The organism is candidate division KSB1 bacterium, assembly GCA_016214895.1.
Lineage (GTDB): Bacteria > Electryoneota > RPQS01 > RPQS01 > RPQS01 > JACRMR01.
This window is the reverse complement of sequence record JACRMR010000012.1, coordinates 290,509-307,998: the sequence shown is the minus strand read 5'-3', so window position 1 is coordinate 307,998 and position 17,490 is coordinate 290,509. Positions and strand designations below refer to the sequence as shown.

Genomic DNA, 17,490 nt, shown 5'->3' with positions numbered 1-17,490 from the left:
TCTTTCATAGAAACTGGCGTTGGGATATCAGCGGGCCGAGGGATCTCCGGCAGCCCGGCGACGTCCGAAACAGCAGAGTGGGACCGCTTCGCAGACCAGCGACCGCAGACATCGTTTGTCTTCTTAACATGTGAGAGGACGACCGAGGACTTCGGAGTCGTCGCCGACTGTACCGGAGCCTGTCACTCTAAGTTGCTTGTTTTGGGCCGATGGGAAAGGGTGGGGATTTTTCAAACCCAAAGAGGGATTCTATGGATCACGAACAGCGTGCATATCGCCTCCGCATTCAGCAGGGCGGCTACGTGATGATGGCAGTGGTGGTGCTGGGTATGGTCCTGCTCGGAACGGGACTGGCGTTCATGCGCTGGTCCACGGACGAGTCGAACCAGTCCACGCACGCGGCCGCAGCCATGCAGGCCTACTATCTGGCGCAGATGGGGGTCATTGAGAAGGGCTTTACGTGGCTGCGTACGCAGCAGGCCGCGTTGCTGCCGAACTCGGATGTCGTCCTGCAGGGGCAGCAGGTCGAAGGTTTCGGCCGTTATGAGAATGTGGTCGTGCACCCGTTGACCACCACGACCGATCCGGGTGATTTCTGGTCGCAGGACAAGGCATTTCGGATCTCGTCGATCGGCGTGGCGACCGTGCCGTTCTTTCAGAACGGGGAGGCGGAGCCGAAGGATGTCCGCCGGCGCGCCGTGCTGTTCGTGAAGATCCGCAATTTTGCGGACTACATGTACTTGACCGATGAAGAGGTGACGAGCTTCGGCGACCGCATCAAGTTCTGGCATGGCGACACGCTGAATGGACGTGTGCACTCGAACAGCATGATAGCGATCATGCAGGATCCACAGTTCTTTGATATCGTATCGACGACGGAAGACGATTTTTGGCGCGGTACCGGCTACAATCCGTACTTCGCGATTCCGCCGTTTTTCAATGCACCCGGAGTCCTGATCCCCGATCAGGCCGAACGGCTTCGTCAATGCGCGGCAAACAATGGCTACTTCTACGGTACCGGGTTTGAGCAGACCATCCGCGCCGTGTTTATGGGTTCGTCCATTCGCATGTACCAGTGGCCGACCGGCACGCCGTTTGACTCCACGAACCGCTGGCTGGTGCCGATCCCGGGAAGCACGGACATCGGAATCTTCTGTGATTGCCCATTGGAGGTGTATGGCACGCTCGACGGGAGGGTGACGATTGGCACCTCGTTCACGATGCGTCTGCTGGATGACATCAAGTACGTCGGGACGACGAATCAGGGCATCATCCCGAACGGCTGTGACGATTACTTGGGGCTGGTCAGCGAACAGGACATCAAGATCGCCAACACCCCCGCGAACGGTCGCGAGAATTCCGCCGGCTTGGGCAATGCCCAGACGAATCCCGCACTGACGGACATCGTGATCACGGCGGCGATCGTGGCTTTGGGCGAGAGTTTCACGTTTGAGAACCAGAACGACGTCGATAGCGGCTATGTCTGCACCTGCGCACCGGACGACCGCGGCCAGATCTTTGTTTACGGCTCGGTCACGCAAATGCGCCGTGGCTATGTCCACCGCTCCACGCGTCAGAGTACCGGCTATCTGAAGCAGTATCGCTACGATCGCCGGTTGCTTTCCAAGCGGCCGCCGTGCTTTTTCGATGCGGTTGACAATTCCGGTCACGCGTTGTTTGACATCGTGCAGTGGGGTCAGGGTGTGGACGATCAGGTGGACATCAATCAGCGCAACTACACCCGGTTCAACTGACCGGGGCAGCGGCTTCAGGTGGTGCGAGTGCGGCGAGTCGGGCGGGGCTCGAAGCCAAGTGTAACGAACAGACGGCGGAGGCCATGCTTCAGGAGTGGCATGGCGGATTCCGGTCTTAGATGATTTCCGGATTCTATCCTTGTTCATTCCTGTGTCCGATCTTCACGTTATCTTCCCGGAACCGAGCGTCGCGCGGCGCGCGTTGTCGCGCCGCGCGACCCCCCTGCTTCATCCTCTCTCAATACAGTCTCACCTCTTGGAGCGATCCTGCCGCGTCCGGCTGTTGACGTTCGCGATTCGGCGGAATACGATCCTGAATTTCCCGGTGTGTAAGGAGCACGTGTGTTTGGTTTGAACTCGAACCTGCGAGTGGGCCTCGATATCGGCTCGCACGCGATCAAATTGGTGCTGACCGAGAAGGGCAGTCACGGCCGTTCCAAGCTGGTGAAGGCGCTTACCCGGAATATTTACACGGGTCAGGAGAAGTATGACCCGGATGGTCCCAAGAAGACCGCGGTCGTTCCGCTGATTCTGGAGATGTTCCAGGAGGCCGGCGTTCGTCCGAAGCGCGTGCATCATCTGGGCAGCTCGATTGGCGGTCTCAATCAGGCGGCCAAGGAGATCAAGACGCTGCAAATGCCGGAAGAGGAGATGGCCTCGGGCATTCTTCAGGAGGCCCGCAAGCATCTTCCGCTGGATGGCAGTGAGACCGTGGTGGACTACCAGATCATCGGCGAGGATACGAAAGACGCGGACAAGGTGCGCGTGTTGATCGCCGCGACCACCAAGCGCGTATTCGATGCTCATCTGGACATCCTGCATGAGCTGGAGCTCAAGCCCGGCGTCGTGGACCTCGAACCGCTCGCCTCGCTCAATTCCTATCTCTCGACCAGTGAGTTGCCCGACGACGGCGTGGTGGTGTTTCTCAATATTGGCGCCCGGCGCACGAACCTCGTGATCATCGGCCGCAAGGATCCGTTTTTCAGCCGCGATCTGCCGGTCGGCGGCTGGGCCTTCAGCGACGAGATTATGAAGAAGTTGAACGTGAAGTTTACGGAGGCCGAGGAGATCAAGCGCACGCAGGGCATCGGGGCCAAGGGCGTAAAAGTCGTGGGCGGCGAGAGCGCGGGCGACGGCCTGTCGCTGGCGGATAAGCCGGCGATCGACAAGCTCAGTGATGAAGTGAACCGGTCGCTCCGCTATTACGTGAAGGAGACCGGCCAGAGCTTTTTCACCCGGATGGAGCTGGTCGGCGGCGTCGCCGAGAGTCTCGAGCTCTGCGATTATCTGGCGGAGAAGTTCAGCATCGAAGTTCGGCCGTTCGATCCCTTTGCCCACGTTGAAGGATCGAGCGAGGTTCGCAGTCGATATCAATTTGCCGCGGCGGTGGGGCTGGCGGCTCGCGCGCAAGCGATTTGAAGCCGTAACCCGCGAGATCCATGGTCAAACAGTTTACTATTAACCTGAACAAGGGTGAGGGTGAGGTCATCCTCAAGCAGCGCAAGCAGGAACGGCGTTCCTATCTGGTGTTGGGCTTGCTCACCCTGGTGTTCGTTGTGCTCGGCGGGATGACCTGGGCGCAGACGGCGGCGATGCGCGACGTCGTGCAGTCGCGGCAGCAGAAGTTGGAGCGCATTCGATTCGAACTTGACAGCTTGAAGCGTGAGGGCACCAAGGTTTCCAAAGACGATGTGTCCTCACTCGCCAAGCTGGAGAATGATCGCTTCCTCTGGGCTCGGCGGCTGGAGAAGCTGGCCGAGATCTTGCCGGCGGGCATGGCCGTTACCGGCTTGGACTACCAAAACAAGGTGTTCAGGATTCAGGCGGTCGCGCAGGTTGACTCCAACATCAAGGAGTTCGAAGTCATATCGAAGTTCATCGAGCTGCTCAAGGGGACGCCCGAGTTTCGCCACGGCCTCCACGAAATTCGCTTCGATCAATCACTGCGCAAGGTCGTCGAAGATCAGGATGCCTTGATCTTCTCGATTGAGTGCCTGACCGCGGATCCCGACGCCAAGAAGAAGGCGGCGGTCAATCGCGACACCAAGACCGGAATCAACTTCTAACCGCGCCCCCCATGAGAAAAGTACTGATTGGGCTGATATTGCTGGCGGTGGCGGGTCTGGGGTTCTATTACTACCAGAAGCTGACCTACGCGCCGCTGCCGGCCAAGGTTCGCGAGCTGGATCGTCAGATTCAGCAGGAAAATGAGAAGCTGATCGCCGCGCAGATCATCGCCAACGAGTTGAAGCAGGTGACGCGGCTGATCGAGGGCAATTTGGCGCAGTCGGCGCGGGATTCGCTGGCGGAGGACGCGTCGCTGCCGTTCATGAATCAAGTCACGGACATTCTGCGTCAGTACGACATCAATCTGGTGACGATTGAGCCGGGCCGCCGCAAGAATTTCGCGGATTATATCCAGACGCCGTATTCGCTGGAAGTCATGACGAGCTACAAGTCGCTGGTGAATTTCCTCAACGATATCGAGCGCTCGAACCGGCTGGTCACGGTGGACAATCTGGATTTGACCAGCACGGTGAAGAAGGTCCAGGCGCTGGCCAAGAACGGCGAGTTGGAGAAGCGCCCGATGAAGATCACGATGTCGACGTTGACGTTGATCAAACACAAGTAACGAGGACCGATTCCAGATATGGGACAGCGCGTAAACGTACTTTGGGGCATCATCCTCACGCTCTTGTGCGCGGCGATGATCTGGATCGGCTACAGCAACTACCGGATGTCGAAGCAGGTGGAATCGCTGAAGCAGCAGAAGATCACGCTGGGCACCGACGCTCAGTTGAAGGAGACGGTCAGCACTCTGGAGCGGAATCTCAACGAGCGCATGGCGTATCAGACGCAGGTCGAGAACAATCCGTTTGACCTGACGAAGGCGATTCAATCGCGGAAGTTTCTGGCCAGTTTGGGGATGACGGAGACGCTGGAGCAGCAGGGCCGGATGCGGCTGTCGTGCACGGTGATGGGCGAGACTCCGTCGGCGATCATCAAGTTCATGGGCCGCAGCCACGTGGTTCATGAGGGCGATGATTTTAACGGCTTCCACATCTCCAAGATCACATCGCGGCAGGCGATTCTCGTTCGCGGCGGAGCGTCGTTGGTGCTCGTGAATGAATCGGCGCCTGAGAGCGAACTTTCCGAAGGTCAGACCACGACCTCGGTGTCGGCGCCGCAGAATTATTAGGTGAACGGACTCGCTTCGCCGCGGGCGAAGCAGTGGTGATGCGCGGGCGGCGCAGTGCCGCGGGCGGGGGAAACGCCGCGGACTGTGATCCCCAGTTTCGAGAAAATCAATTCATCAACGTCGGAGAGGTAACAGCCCGTTGAGATTCTGCAAGCTTTTCCCCAAGCACCTCACGAGGTCGACCGTTTCGGCCGCGAGCGTGACCTCGGTGCTCTCCTTCATGGTTGCTTTGTTCGTGTTGTCAGCGGTGCTGCGGCCGGAGCTTGCGCGGGCCGCGGCGGATGAAGGGTTGAACCGGCTCGTGACCATCGACGCCGACGATGCCTTCTTACCTTCGGTCCTGTCCATCCTGGCGGACAAGAGCGGCTTCAATATTGTCACCGGCCCGGGCGTCAACAAGGAAGAGAAGATTTCCGTCCATCTGCGGGACGTTCCGATCGAGCAAGCCATGAACCTTGTGGTTCGCGCGGCCGGGTTGTCCTACGAGATTGTCGGACAGTCATTCCTCGTAGCGCCGTCCAAGCAGCTCAAGGAACAAGTCGGTCTGACGTCGTATGTGGTTGACCTGAAGTACACCTCCGCGCCGGACATCGCAAGAATGCTCGCGAATTTCACGGCGGATATTTCGGTCGATACAACCGGAAATAAGCTGCTCGTCATCACCAGTCCGAAAGTCATATCGGATATTCAGAAGGTGGTGGAACAGGTGGACCGTCCCGCGCTGCAGATCGTGCTGGAGTGTCGGATGGTCGAGGTCGCGGTGGATGACGAAGAGATGCTCGGTATCGATTGGAATCGGCTGTCCAACATCTCGACGGTGATTTCGGAAAGCCCGGTTGATGCCTTCGGTAACATGGTGGACCAGGACGGCAATCCTGCCCTGACCGGTCTCGAACCGTCCACGAAAGGCAAAGTGCCGTCGTTCCTGCCGTACTTCCCGCTGGAATCCCGTCGCCTGGGTTACTGGACGAAGCAGACGACGGCCTTTGAAGTGGGGCTGGACCTGCTGCAGAAACGCGGTCGCGCCGAAGTTCTCGCCAATTCTGCAATCGCGACCTTGAACAACAAGGAAGCCAGTCTGCAGGTCGTGGACGAGATTCCGTACATCGCCCGCAGCGGCGGTGTCGGTGGTCAGGTGCAGATTGAGCGGGTCGTGGTCGGTGTCCTGCTGAAAGTACGCCCGAAGATCAATTCGGACGGTTACATCACGACCGACATCACGCCGGAACTGTCGTCGATCTTTCAGTTTGTAGAGTCTCAGGACACGCAGGTGCCGTGGATTAAGCGTCGTACCTCAAAGACGACCTTGCGAATCAAAGACGGCGAGACGGTGATTATCGCGGGTCTGCTCGGTGCGGAGTCCTCGAAGAACAAGCATCGGGTTCCGTTCCTGGGCGACATCCCGTTCATCGGCGGGTTGTTCCGTCACACGGCGGAGACCACGCGCAAGACGGATTTGATCATTCAGGTCACCCCGCACATTCTGGGCACGGGATACGAGCTTCAGCTCCCGCCGCGCGTGAAGGAAGTACAGGACAAGTTCATACCCGCCGATGGCGCCGAGGGGCAGCAGCCTGAAGAGAAGTAGTATTCTTCGTGCACCTTTGAGTGCCACCGGCGCGCGGACGGGCCTGATCGTCGTCGCGCTGGTGTGCCTGACTTGTACGTTGCTGGGGCAAATACCCTCGGGCGGTTCTTCGATGAGTCCGGGTGGCTCACCTAACGATCTACAGTCGCTCTTGTCGAGGTCAGCCGGCCTGCCTGCGAAGTCCGGTGAGGTGTTCTTTGAAGGCGCGGTCAATCCCGACGAGTATGTGGTCGGTCCCGGCGATCAGTTCATGCTGTATTTCTGGAAGCCGACTTACAGCGAAGTTTCGGCCACCGTCAACGCCGAGGGCGAACTGGCCGTGCCGCTGGTTGGGATGGTTCGGGTTGCCGATCGCACGTTGAACCGCGCGAAAGCGGAGATTGATGAAGCGGTCGCCCGATCCATGCGGATTGCCGCGGTGTCCTCGTCGCTGGTTACTCCCCGCCGGTTTCGCGTACATGTGACGGGCGCAGTCAACTTTCCGGGAACCTACGTCGTGCGGGCGACGGACCGGATCGCCGATGCGATTGACGCAGCGGGCGGGTTCGCCCGAACGGTCTCCTTCTCGAAGGACGGGATCGACTCGGCCAATATTGGCTCCCTGCGCCAGATTGCCGTGGTGAATCGTGACGGTTCCCTCTCGGGCACGGCCGATCTTGCCCTCTTCTTCCGGTCCGGAGTCACGTCTGCCAATCCGTTGCTGCGTGACGGTCAGTCGATCAACGTTCCGGAGAAGACCGACGGCGGTCCGTCAATCACCGTCACGGGTAGCGTTCGCAGCGGCGGGTCTTTTGAGTGGAAACAGAGCGACGATCTGGGCACCGCCATTAAACTTGCGGGCGGCCTTAGTGAAACCGCGGATGGCCGATCTATACAGGTGATTGGACGGTCCGGTGGACCGAAGTCGCTGGATATCGTCACGACACCGGGCCTGTTGACGACAAAGCTTGCTCCCGGCGATCACGTACTGGTGGTGGGAGCGCCGGATACCAGTCGGATCGGTTCCGTACTAATTTCCGGCGAAGTCGCGCATCCCGGCGGTTATGCCGTGACGAGCGGCGAGACCACTCTGCGGGACATCTTGGCTTCGGCGGGTGGGTTGCTGCCCACGGCGGCGGCGCAGTCCGCGCGGTTGATTCGCGATCCGAAGCAGGACCCGCTGCTGCCCGAGCGGGACCGCATTCTTGCCGAGTTGTTTCGGTCTTCGCAGGTAATCAGTCTTGAAAACGATCCCGGTCTGGCGGCTGAGTTTGCGCGTTGGGACTATTCGACCGTCGTGCTCGACCTCAGTCATGCGGAATCGCTGAATAATGAAGCCGGCGATATCGTGCTGCACAGCGGCGACCGGCTCGAGATTCCGCGGACTCCGCTCGGTGTACGAGTGGTCGGAGCGGTCAACGAAGCCGGCGAAGTCGCCTGGCAAGCGGACGAGGACATCCGCTATTACATCGACGCGGCCGGCGGCAAGAACAAGGGGGGTTGGGTGCATCGGGCCATGATCATCAAGGCCCGCAACGGTTCGCAGATCCGCTACCAGTCGTCGCTGCCGATCGATCCGGGTGATCTGATTTACGTTCCGCCGAAGCCGGCCTATGCGTCGGCGTGGAATTCGTTCAAGGATTTTATCGCGACCGCGGCGCAAGTGGCGACGGTGGTCCTGGTCGTTCAACAGACAACCAAGTAATACGCTCTCCGGTGGTGGCCCGGATCAATCGGGGGATTCCAAGCAGCTTTGGAAGCTTCCGATCGGTTCATTCACATTCAACCGTTTGGAGGGGCGTATGGAGACTCAGATGAAGAAGAAACTCGGCACAGCTTTCGTCTTGATGTGCGTGATGGCGGTGCTGCTGCTCGCCGTGGGCTGTTCCGACAAGAGCACGTCTGGCACAGGGGGTAACACCGACGGTGGCGTCGGATCGCTGCAGATCGTGCTCGGGGACGACACGTTGCAGTACCTGCCCGGCGATTCGGCTTCGACCACGGTCAGCATCGTGGTTCGCGATCGTTCCGGCGTGGTGATGCAGGGGGTCCGGGTGGCGATCTCGCTCACCAATGCGAGCCTCGGCTTTATCGAGTATGTGGACACGCAGCTGCGTGACACGTCGAACGGCCTCGGTCGTGTGGAATGCGTCTATCGCTCCTACGCGCAGCAGGGCGACAATGTGATCAACGTCAATGCCTCCGGCGTGGTCGCTTCGGTGCCGATTTCAGTCCGAGAGGCTCGCGACGTGGTCGGCTCGATCAACCTTGATATCACGCCGGATCGCGTCAACACCAGTCCTTCCGGCGAGGATTCGGTGCAATGCTTGATTACCTTGCGTGACGTGAATCACCAGGGGATCGCGAATGTCAACGTGCAGATGAGCACGGATCTGGGCCGCTTCACGCCTCCGCCGGCCACCGATGAATCCGGTCGCACGGTCACGTGGTGGTACCCGGATGGGGAGTCCGGCGAGGGCTGGATCTACGTGCGGGCGGGGGGCAAGTCCGACTCGTCACAGGTGCATGTCGAGCTGACCCTCGTGACCGGAGTACTGAGTGTCTCCACGAACATCAGCCGCATCAACGCCGATGGCTGCGTGACGAATGCGACGATCACCGCCACACTGGAAGACGCATATGGCGTAGCCGTTCCGAACGATACAATCTACTTCGGCACGCCCGGCGGCGTGGGCAGCATCAGTTCATTCGGCATCACCGATAGCAGCGGCGTGGTTCAGCGCATTCTCTGCGGCGGCGGGATCCCGAACAGCATCGATCCCAACGATTCCGCGCTGGTCATCGCGCGCTACCCGAAGTGGGGTCTGGCGGACACCGTGCATGTGCGCATTGATCCCGCGGCAAATGTCGGCAATGTGATCCTGTCCGCGTCCCGCTATTCAGGAACCGCCGGACAGGACTCGATTGCGCTTCAGCTCCTTGCCGCCTACGACAACGGCAATCGCATCAACGGATTGTTCGCGTATCTCTACAAAGAGTGCGGTACGTTTGCGGTGGACAGCGTCGAGATTCGGAACGGTGCGTTCATCTCTCCCGTGTACTGGACCGTTTGCACGAATGTGACCCCGCCGTCTGATCCGGCTGAAATGTATGCGATGGTGCGCGGAGTAGAATCCAACCACCTCCAGTTCATCATCGATCCGGGTCCGGCGCGCATGGTCTCCATCGTCGCAGAACTGCCGGTGGTTCCCGTTAACGGAACCGTGGGCTTCATCGCTCAGGTGCAGGATTCGCTCGCCAATAACGTCCGCGATGGCGAAGCGGTGACTTTCACGACAACGTCAACGTCTGGGACCTTGACGCCGCAATCGCCGATCTCAACGGATATCAACGGTCAGGCGCGTGTGACGCTGAATACCGGTGTCACTGCCGGTTCCGTGACCGTGAAAGTGGAGTTGGGTGCCGTTGCCGTCGATTCGACGGTGATCTTCGTGACCTCAGGCAGCGCCAATACCATTCTGCTTGAAGTCACACCGCCCAGCGTCGAAGTCGCCGGGACCGGCGGCCAGTCATCGACCACGTTGACGGCGCGCGTTCGCGACGCCAATAACAACGCGGCCCCGGATGGCATCCGGGTCGGCTTCCGCATCATCGGCGGCGAGTTGCTCGGCGGAATCAATATTAACAACCACGGCTTCAGCGACTCATCGACGACGGCGAATGGCATCGCGGTGGCTACGCTGAATGCGGGCACGATTCCCGGACCGTTCAGTGTTCAGGCGTGTTGCGTGGCAGAGGACGGGCAGACGATTTGTGCCTCGGCCTCAAACGGTTCGGTGGTGGCCGGTCCGCCCGCCAGTATCGACATCGGTGTGGACGAAGTCGGCGATGACGCCGGCGCGGCCTGGGATCTCGAGGTGAATGCGCTGGTTCTCGATCAGTACAACAACGCCGTGCGCTGCAGTGTCGCGGTCTTCTTCGAGGTCGATCCGGACACGGCGCAGATCTTGTCGGCGAACGTCATTGTCTGCAACGCGGACAAGAACGGTGACCATCGTCCCGGTGTTGCATACACGATCTTGCGCTACAACTCGCAGGCGACGTTCGAGACCATCTCAATCACAGCCCGTACCGCCGCTCCGGGTGCCGTCTCGGCCACCGAGCTGTTCACGCTGCCGATGCAGGAACCACTGTTGGACTTGATCTGCACGCCGAACGCGTGGCATTACGGACAGCGCACTGACCCGTCGCAGATTCAGTGTGTGGCAATGGTCCAGGACGGGAATAGTGTGCCGATCAACGGCGCAACGGTCGTGTTCACGACCCAGCGCGGCGCATTCTTCCCGACGGCCACGGGTGGCTCGGAGATCATAAACGGTCGGCGCAATACGGGTCCGGTGGCCAATCCGCTGTTCCTGAACGGCCAGGCCTTCGTCTGGCTGCGGGCGTTTGAACAATACGTGTTTGCTTCGCCGCTGGAGACGGAGCGCACGGTTGAAGTTCGCGCCGAGGTTGAAGGTTACGGTGAAGCGGTGGACGCCGTAATCGTCAACTTCCAACGCTGATCTTTGGGCTTTCACGTTGATCTGAAGAATGTGGGGGCCGGAATCGCGACCGAGTGGTTCCGGCCTCCCTTCTTTGCCTGAACCTCGCTTAGAATAGCCGTTGCATCAGGCAACGTGGCTTCAGCCCGTTGTTCCGGGCTCTCTGTCAAGGGGCTAAAGCCGCTTTGCCTCGCCGAAGAAGGCACCCACACTGTTTCACGATAGGCTCCTGTCAATCGCCGAGGCAGGTCTCCCGACCTGCCCGGAATCGGCTCCGGCTTTGGATTTTCGATTTTGGATTTTGGATTTTCTTTAAGACATCTTCTCCCTCATGCGTGAAAAAATCGGCGAAATTCTGATTCGCCATGGCCACATCAACAATCAGCAGTTGCAGGACGGCTTGGCGCGTCAGAAGGACTCGCGCAAGCGGATCGGCGAGACCTTGGTCGCGCTCGGTCACGCATCTGAGGAAATCGTTTACAAGTGTCTGGCGGAGCAATGGCGGATTCCGTTTGTCTCCGCGGAAAAGATTCAGTCGTCCGACAAGGACGCGGTGGCCGTCGTGCCCGAGGCGTTTGCCCGCCAGCATGTGCTGATCCCGATCGAACACACGGAATCCGTGCTCGTAGTCGCCATGGCCGATCCGGATGACATCGAGGCCGAAGACCGGCTGAAGATGCTCACCAAGAAGGACCTGGAGATCCGCATCGCGGCGCCCGGCGCGATCTTCGCGACGATTGAGAACGCGTACGTCAAGCAGCGCAAGGCCGACGAGGTTTCCGAGGCCCTTGGCGATTTGCAGTTCTTCGCGCAGTCGGACGAGGACGAAGAGGGCCTGGTGGACATGACGCGCACGATGGGCATCGAAGACGCCCCGGTCGTGAAACTTGTCAACCTGATGATCGCCGATGCCATCAAGGAGCGCGCCACCGATATTCACATCGAGGCGTTCGAAGAGGGCATCGTCGTGCGCTTCCGGATCGACGGCGTGCTGGCGGAGGTCATGCGGCCGCCGAAGGCCTCCCATCCCGGGATCGTTTCGCGGATCAAGATTTTGTCCAAGCTGAATATCGCGGAGAAGCGTCTGCCGCAGGACGGTCGGTTCACCGTGAAGACGGCCGTGAAGGAAATCGACATGCGTGTGTCGATCCTGCCCACGGTCGGCGGCGAGAAGATCGTGTTGCGGTTGCTCGACAAGAGCAGCTTCGCTTACAGTCTCGCGACGCTTGGCTTCGATGAGGAACTGCTGGTAATTTTCCGTCGCTGGATTCGCCAGCCGTACGGCATGATCATCATCTCCGGACCGACCGGCGCCGGCAAGACGACGACGCTGTTCGCCGCCTTGCAGGAGATCAAGAGCGAAGAGGACAACATCACGACGGTGGAGGATCCGGTCGAGTATCATATTCCCGGCGTGAATCAGGTGCAGACGAAGGCCATGATCGGTTTGACTTTCGCCAACTCGCTGCGCTCGATTCTGCGTCAGGACCCGGACAAGCTGTTGATCGGCGAGATTCGCGACGAGGAAACCGCCGACATCGCGGTGAAGTTCGCGCTCACGGGCCACCTCGTGTTCTCGACGGTTCACGCGAACGACGCGCCCTCGACGATTACGCGTCTCCTGGATATCGGTGTGCCGCCGTTCCTCTGCGGATCGTGCCTGAATCTCGTGATGGCGCAGCGTCTGGTCCGCAAGATCTGCTCGCACTGTAAGGAAGAGTGGCAGCCCGACGACAACGAGCTGGCGCTGATCATGCTCGATCGCAAAATGGCGGAGGGCAAGAAGTTCTACCGTGGCCGCGGTTGCGCGCACTGCCGCAACACGGGCTATCACGGGCGGACGGGCATCTTCGAGATGCTGGAGATGAAGCAGAATGTCCGGCGGCTGGTGTTTGACAACTCGAACCAGGAAGATATTCGCACGCTGGCGATGTCCAACGGGATGTACACGCTACGCGAGGCGGCGTTGCGCAAGATCTTCCGCGGCGAGACGACGATTCACGAGATGCTGCGCGTGACGGTTCAGGATTACTAACAGGATCGACCATGCCGACTTACAGCTACGTCATTAAGGACGCGAATGGGAATCGCGTGGAGGACAACCTTCGCGCCACCAGCTACGAGGCCGCGGTAGATTCGCTGCGCAAGAAGGGCGCGTCGCAGATTGTTTCCGTGCGTGAGATTCGCGGGGGGCTGGCCGTTGACGAAATGACCGTCGGCGAACAGGTCGGTCTGGCGATTTATCGCTTCCGTACGCGAATTCCGTTGCGCACATTGGTGTTCTTTACACGGCAGCTTTCCACGATGTTCTCCGCCGGTCTGACGATTGAGAAGTCGATCACAAACCTGCTGACTGAAGAGCGGAATTACCGTTTCAAGAAGGTGCTGGTGCAAGTCTCGACGGACCTGAAGAAGGGCTTCGCGCTCTCCGAGGCGCTGGCGAAGCACCCTGGCGTGTATTCCAACCTGTATGTCGCTCTGGTGCATGCCGGCGAGGTGTCCGGTAATCTGCATGTGATTCTGCAACAGCTGTCGGATTACCTCGAAAACGTGTCGGATACGCGCCGCAAGGTCGTGTCCGCCATGAGCTATCCGGTGTTTTCCGTGGTCTTTCTGAGCGGCGTCATTACCTTCCTGATGATCGTGGTCGTGCCGATGTTCAAGGATGTTTACGATAAGTTCGGCGCGAAACTGCCGCTGGCGACGCGCACGCTCATGAATATCTCGAACATTGTCACGCACAACTTCTTCTTTGTGTTCATGGTCGTGCTGGCGTGCCTGGCGGGCTTGTGGGTCCTGACCAAGACCAAGCAGGGCGGTTTGGCGTGGGATACCTTCAAGCTTCGCTTTCCGATCTTCGGCGGTCTGCTGATGAGTGCAATCATGGACAAGTTCGCGCGCACGTTCGGGATTCTGATCGGATCGGGCGTCCCGGTGCTCGAAGCGCTGGCGCATGCCGTGCGCGTGGTGGACAATCGCGTGATTGCAAACGGCCTGCGGCAGGCAAGTGGCTTGATCAAGGACGGTTTCGCGATTTCGGTGGCGCTCAAGAAATCCGGCGTCATTCCGCCGATCGTCGTGCAGTTGATTCAGACGGGCGAAGAAACCGGCGAAATCAACCGGCTGTTGGAAAAAGTCGCGGAGTTCTATACGAAGCAGGTGGATGCGACGATCGGCCGCCTCACCTCCCTGATTGAACCGCTGCTGATTATCCTGATCGGTGGCGTGATCGGCATCATTTTGATCGCGATCTACCTGCCGGTCTTTATGCTCGGTCGCGCGGTCCAGTCGGGAGCGTAGGAGTTCCATGGTCGGTACGCCTTGGGGACCGCTGCCGGTTGGGCTGGTGTACGGCCTCACCGGGTTCCTCGGCCTCTGTTTGGGCAGCTTCGCCAACGTACTGATTTATCGTCTTCCCCGGGAGGAGTCCTTAGTGACTCCTCCTTCTCGTTGTCCGGCCTGCAGCCGGAGGATAAAACCTTGGGAGAATATTCCCGTCCTGAGCTACCTCCTCTTGGGCGGGAGGTGTGCCGGGTGCAAGGTTCGGATTTCGATCCGGTATCCGCTGATTGAGCTGGCCAGTGGGATTCTTGCAGTGGGCGCTGTGCACAGATTTGGCTTCTCGTACGCAGGAGTTGCGCACGGACTACTCTTCATTGCACTGTTGAGTCTGGTGCTGATCGACCTCGAGCACTGGCTCCTCCCATTTGCGATCACGATTCCGATGGCGGTGATCGGACTGATCGGCGCCCTCTTCTTCGAGCTGCGGCCCATCCCGGACGCGCTGATCGGGATGCTGGTCGGTGGGGGTATCTTCTTGTTAATGTTGATCGGAGGGAAGTGGTTGTTCAAGAAGGACGCCATGGGCGGTGGTGACGTAGTGTTCGGGATCATGGCCGGATCGTTCCTCGGCTGGAAGCTCGTCTTGCTGATGGTGTTCTTCGCCTCGCTGCTTGGCACACTTGTAGCTTTACCTCTGCTCGTGACCGGCAAGGATCTGTCGGGCAAAATGATCCCGTTTGGCCCGTTCCTGGCCATCGCGCTGGTCGTCTGCCTCTTCTTCGGCGAGCCTGCCCTACAATGGTACACCCACCTGATCCTGCGCTAAGCGCCCGTGTATCAGCGACCTACGGTCCTGCCCGTGGCTGTTTCCGCCCCATCCTCACCACCGGTGGCCTTCCGACCTTAACGGATTTGTCTTGATTTACTCATTGACTTTATGACTTGACTTTTTAAGTTCCTTAGCTTACTTTATGTTATTAGACAGGAAACAGTCAATTCAACGTTATTCGGCTACAGTCTTTGCGGAGCGAATAGCGGCTCTGCAATCGTAAAAGGAGGCACAATGTCGCGGAGGTTAGTGGTTTTCGCAGTTCTGTCGGCCCTGCTGCTGGTTAGCGCAGCGCTGGCATCGAAGGTGAGCAGCAAGTTAGAGCGGGGTCCCGCTGCGAAAGTCGGTGACGGAATGGAAGTGGTCGCGCCGGAAAGCGCTCCGCAGAACACACCGTATGCAACCCGCTCGTCGCGGAGTCTCGATCTGGTCGGCGAATACTATGAGGCGGGTACGACCTGGTATGATTACCAGCACAACGGCACGGCCGGCCACATGATCGGTGTCGATCAGTTGGGTTACGTGCAGGTCGTGTGGATGAATGGATTGAACGCTCAGTTTAATCCGCGTCACGCGTATTGGAACATCTGGGATCCGGCGACGCTGGAATTCGGTTCGTCCTCCGGCAGCCAGGTGAATGCCTCAACCCGCGCCGGATATGTCGCGCAGGTGACCAATGCCGACGGCTGGAGCTTCCCAACGTTTCACGAAGTCACGACCGGCGACCCGTTCATGGGCACCGCCATCGACTTCCTCCCGGGCTCGGGAGCGTTCACAGTAACTCAGCCGACCCACACCACCAATGGCGGTGGCTGCGTCGGCGGGGCGCCTTGTCAGACCATTTGGCCCAAGATCGATCAGGGTCCGGATGGCAATCTGCATGTGGTGACGACCGAGGGCGGCGGCGGGGCCGGTGATCCGCAGTGGATCTTCTACTCGCGTGGCGTTCCTGAGTACGATGAATTCGATCAGGGAGTCCAGATCACGTGGCAGGACGTCTATAACGGCGAGCAGTATATGCCGATCGAGCAGGTGATGACCATTGCGCCGGATGTCGCGGCTTCCCCGTGGTCGAACCGTGTCGCGATCGCCTATCTGCATCCGCGCGATCCCGATTTCGCGACGCAGTGGAACAACGACCTGTATCTTCTCGTTTCCGAGGACGGCGGCGTTAACTGGAACGAGCCGATCAACGTGACGAACTTCCCCGAGCCGGACTTCGACTGCGCCAGCGGCGATTCGCTGGTCTGCAATCTGGACACGTTCCGTCTCTACACGGACTGCAACGTGATGTTCGATCACCTCGATAACATCCACGTCGCGTTCACGACCCGCGCTTATTTCGGCGTCGGTGGCTACGGCAATGCCGGTCCGTTCACGTGGATCGACGAGTCCGGTATCTGGCATTGGTCAGAGGAGTATGAAGAGTTCACTCCGATTGTGAACGCGTACTACTTCCAGACGATTCAGGGTGGAACCCTGATCGACGTTGGCGCCTGGCAATTGAACGCACAGCGTCCGTGCCTTGCGGAAGATACAATCACCCATTACTTCTACTGCTCGTACCAGTTGTATGACAGCAACTCCTACAGCGACCAGTTCTTCCCGATGGGCGATGCCTATGTCTCGGTGTCTTGCGACGGCGGACGGTTCTGGTCTGAAGCCACGAACGTTACGGAGACCGATGGCGGTCAGAGCACGCCTCCTCCGGGAAGCCTCTCCGAGCGCGACATCACGGTCGCCAAGTACGTAACGTACGCCGAAGGCCAGGGCTATTTGCACATGGAATACGTGCTGGATCACGATGCCGGCGGTATTCCGCAGGATGAAGGCGTCGCGACCCTCAACCCGGTTGTGTATCAGCGAATTCCGATCGCCGATATCGCGCTGCGTCCGCTCGTGAGTCCCTACTGGCCCGCGCTGCACGTGGACTCGACCGGTTTCCCGGGCGCGGTAGTGGAGCTGGATACGTCAGACTGCCCGGATGCCGTCGATCCGTCGGCTCCCACGCTTCGTCCCGAGTCGTTCAAGCTTTATCAGAACTACCCGAATCCGTTCAATCCGAACACCAAGATTCTGTTCGAGCTGGCTCGCGATGCCCATGTGTCTTTGAAGGTTTACAACGTGGCCGGACAGGTGGTCGCCACGCTTTATGACGATGCTCCCTTGTCGGCCGGTGTCCGCACCGCTGATTTCAGCGCGGACCAGCTGGCCAGCGGCGTGTACATGTACCGTCTTGATGTCGCCGGACAGTCGGTGACCAAGAAGATGGTCTTGATGAAGTAATCCACCTCGCAATCCTCGTGCAACTCCGATTGGATTCCTGAACGAAGTGCAGGGTCTCACGGAAGTCA

General features: G+C 59.4%; 12 protein-coding genes. All 12 read left to right on the top strand.

The features are described 5' to 3' along the window. Positions 1 to 251: 251 nt before the first annotated feature. The 12 genes from HZB60_07530 to HZB60_07475 all read left to right on the top strand — a co-directional run bounded on the left by HZB60_07530 (position 252) and on the right by HZB60_07475 (position 17,422). On the top strand, positions 252 to 1,754 hold the full coding sequence (locus tag HZB60_07530) for a hypothetical protein (protein MBI5059611.1): 1,503 nt from the start codon (positions 252 to 254) through the stop codon (positions 1,752 to 1,754). A gap of 342 nt (positions 1,755 to 2,096) precedes the next feature. Then, positions 2,097 to 3,173 (top strand): pilus assembly protein PilM, encoded by a 1,077-nt coding sequence (pilM, locus tag HZB60_07525; GenBank protein ID MBI5059610.1) that lies wholly within the window; start codon positions 2,097 to 2,099, stop codon positions 3,171 to 3,173. 20 nt (positions 3,174 to 3,193) lie between these two features. Next, positions 3,194 to 3,820, top strand: coding sequence for a PilN domain-containing protein (locus HZB60_07520; GenBank protein ID MBI5059609.1), 627 nt, complete (start codon positions 3,194 to 3,196; stop codon positions 3,818 to 3,820). Positions 3,821 to 3,831: 11 nt separating this feature from the next. After that, positions 3,832 to 4,386 carry a type 4a pilus biogenesis protein PilO gene (gene pilO / locus HZB60_07515; GenBank protein ID MBI5059608.1) on the top strand — a complete coding sequence of 185 codons (555 nt, stop codon included), beginning with the start codon at positions 3,832 to 3,834 and terminating at the stop codon, positions 4,384 to 4,386. 18 nt (positions 4,387 to 4,404) lie between these two features. Next, positions 4,405 to 4,953, top strand: coding sequence for a hypothetical protein (locus HZB60_07510; GenBank protein ID MBI5059607.1), 549 nt, complete (start codon positions 4,405 to 4,407; stop codon positions 4,951 to 4,953). Positions 4,954 to 5,173: 220 nt separating this feature from the next. Beyond that, a complete protein-coding gene (locus tag HZB60_07505) occupies positions 5,174 to 6,541 on the top strand; it encodes a hypothetical protein (GenBank protein ID MBI5059606.1) in 1,368 nt (455 codons plus the stop codon). A 16-nt stretch (positions 6,542 to 6,557) separates the two neighbouring features. Beyond that, positions 6,558 to 8,225: an SLBB domain-containing protein gene (locus HZB60_07500; protein ID MBI5059605.1), complete on the top strand. Its 1,668-nt coding sequence runs from the start codon at positions 6,558 to 6,560 to the stop codon at positions 8,223 to 8,225. A 109-nt stretch (positions 8,226 to 8,334) separates the two neighbouring features. After that, positions 8,335 to 11,046 (top strand): hypothetical protein, encoded by a 2,712-nt coding sequence (locus HZB60_07495; protein MBI5059604.1) that lies wholly within the window; start codon positions 8,335 to 8,337, stop codon positions 11,044 to 11,046. A 310-nt stretch (positions 11,047 to 11,356) separates the two neighbouring features. Then, on the top strand, positions 11,357 to 13,060 hold the full coding sequence (gene tadA, locus HZB60_07490) for a Flp pilus assembly complex ATPase component TadA (protein MBI5059603.1): 1,704 nt from the start codon (positions 11,357 to 11,359) through the stop codon (positions 13,058 to 13,060). An 11-nt stretch (positions 13,061 to 13,071) separates the two neighbouring features. Then, the gene (locus HZB60_07485) at positions 13,072 to 14,325 is read left to right on the top strand and encodes a type II secretion system F family protein (GenBank protein MBI5059602.1); all 1,254 of its coding nucleotides are present in this window, start codon (positions 13,072 to 13,074) and stop codon (positions 14,323 to 14,325) included. Between the two features lie 7 nt (positions 14,326 to 14,332). Then, positions 14,333 to 15,133 carry a prepilin peptidase gene (locus HZB60_07480; protein ID MBI5059601.1) on the top strand — a complete coding sequence of 267 codons (801 nt, stop codon included), beginning with the start codon at positions 14,333 to 14,335 and terminating at the stop codon, positions 15,131 to 15,133. Positions 15,134 to 15,370: 237 nt separating this feature from the next. Next, positions 15,371 to 17,422, top strand: a complete 2,052-nt coding sequence (locus tag HZB60_07475) for a T9SS type A sorting domain-containing protein (protein ID MBI5059600.1) — start codon at positions 15,371 to 15,373, stop codon at positions 17,420 to 17,422. Positions 17,423 to 17,490: the final 68 nt, after the last annotated feature.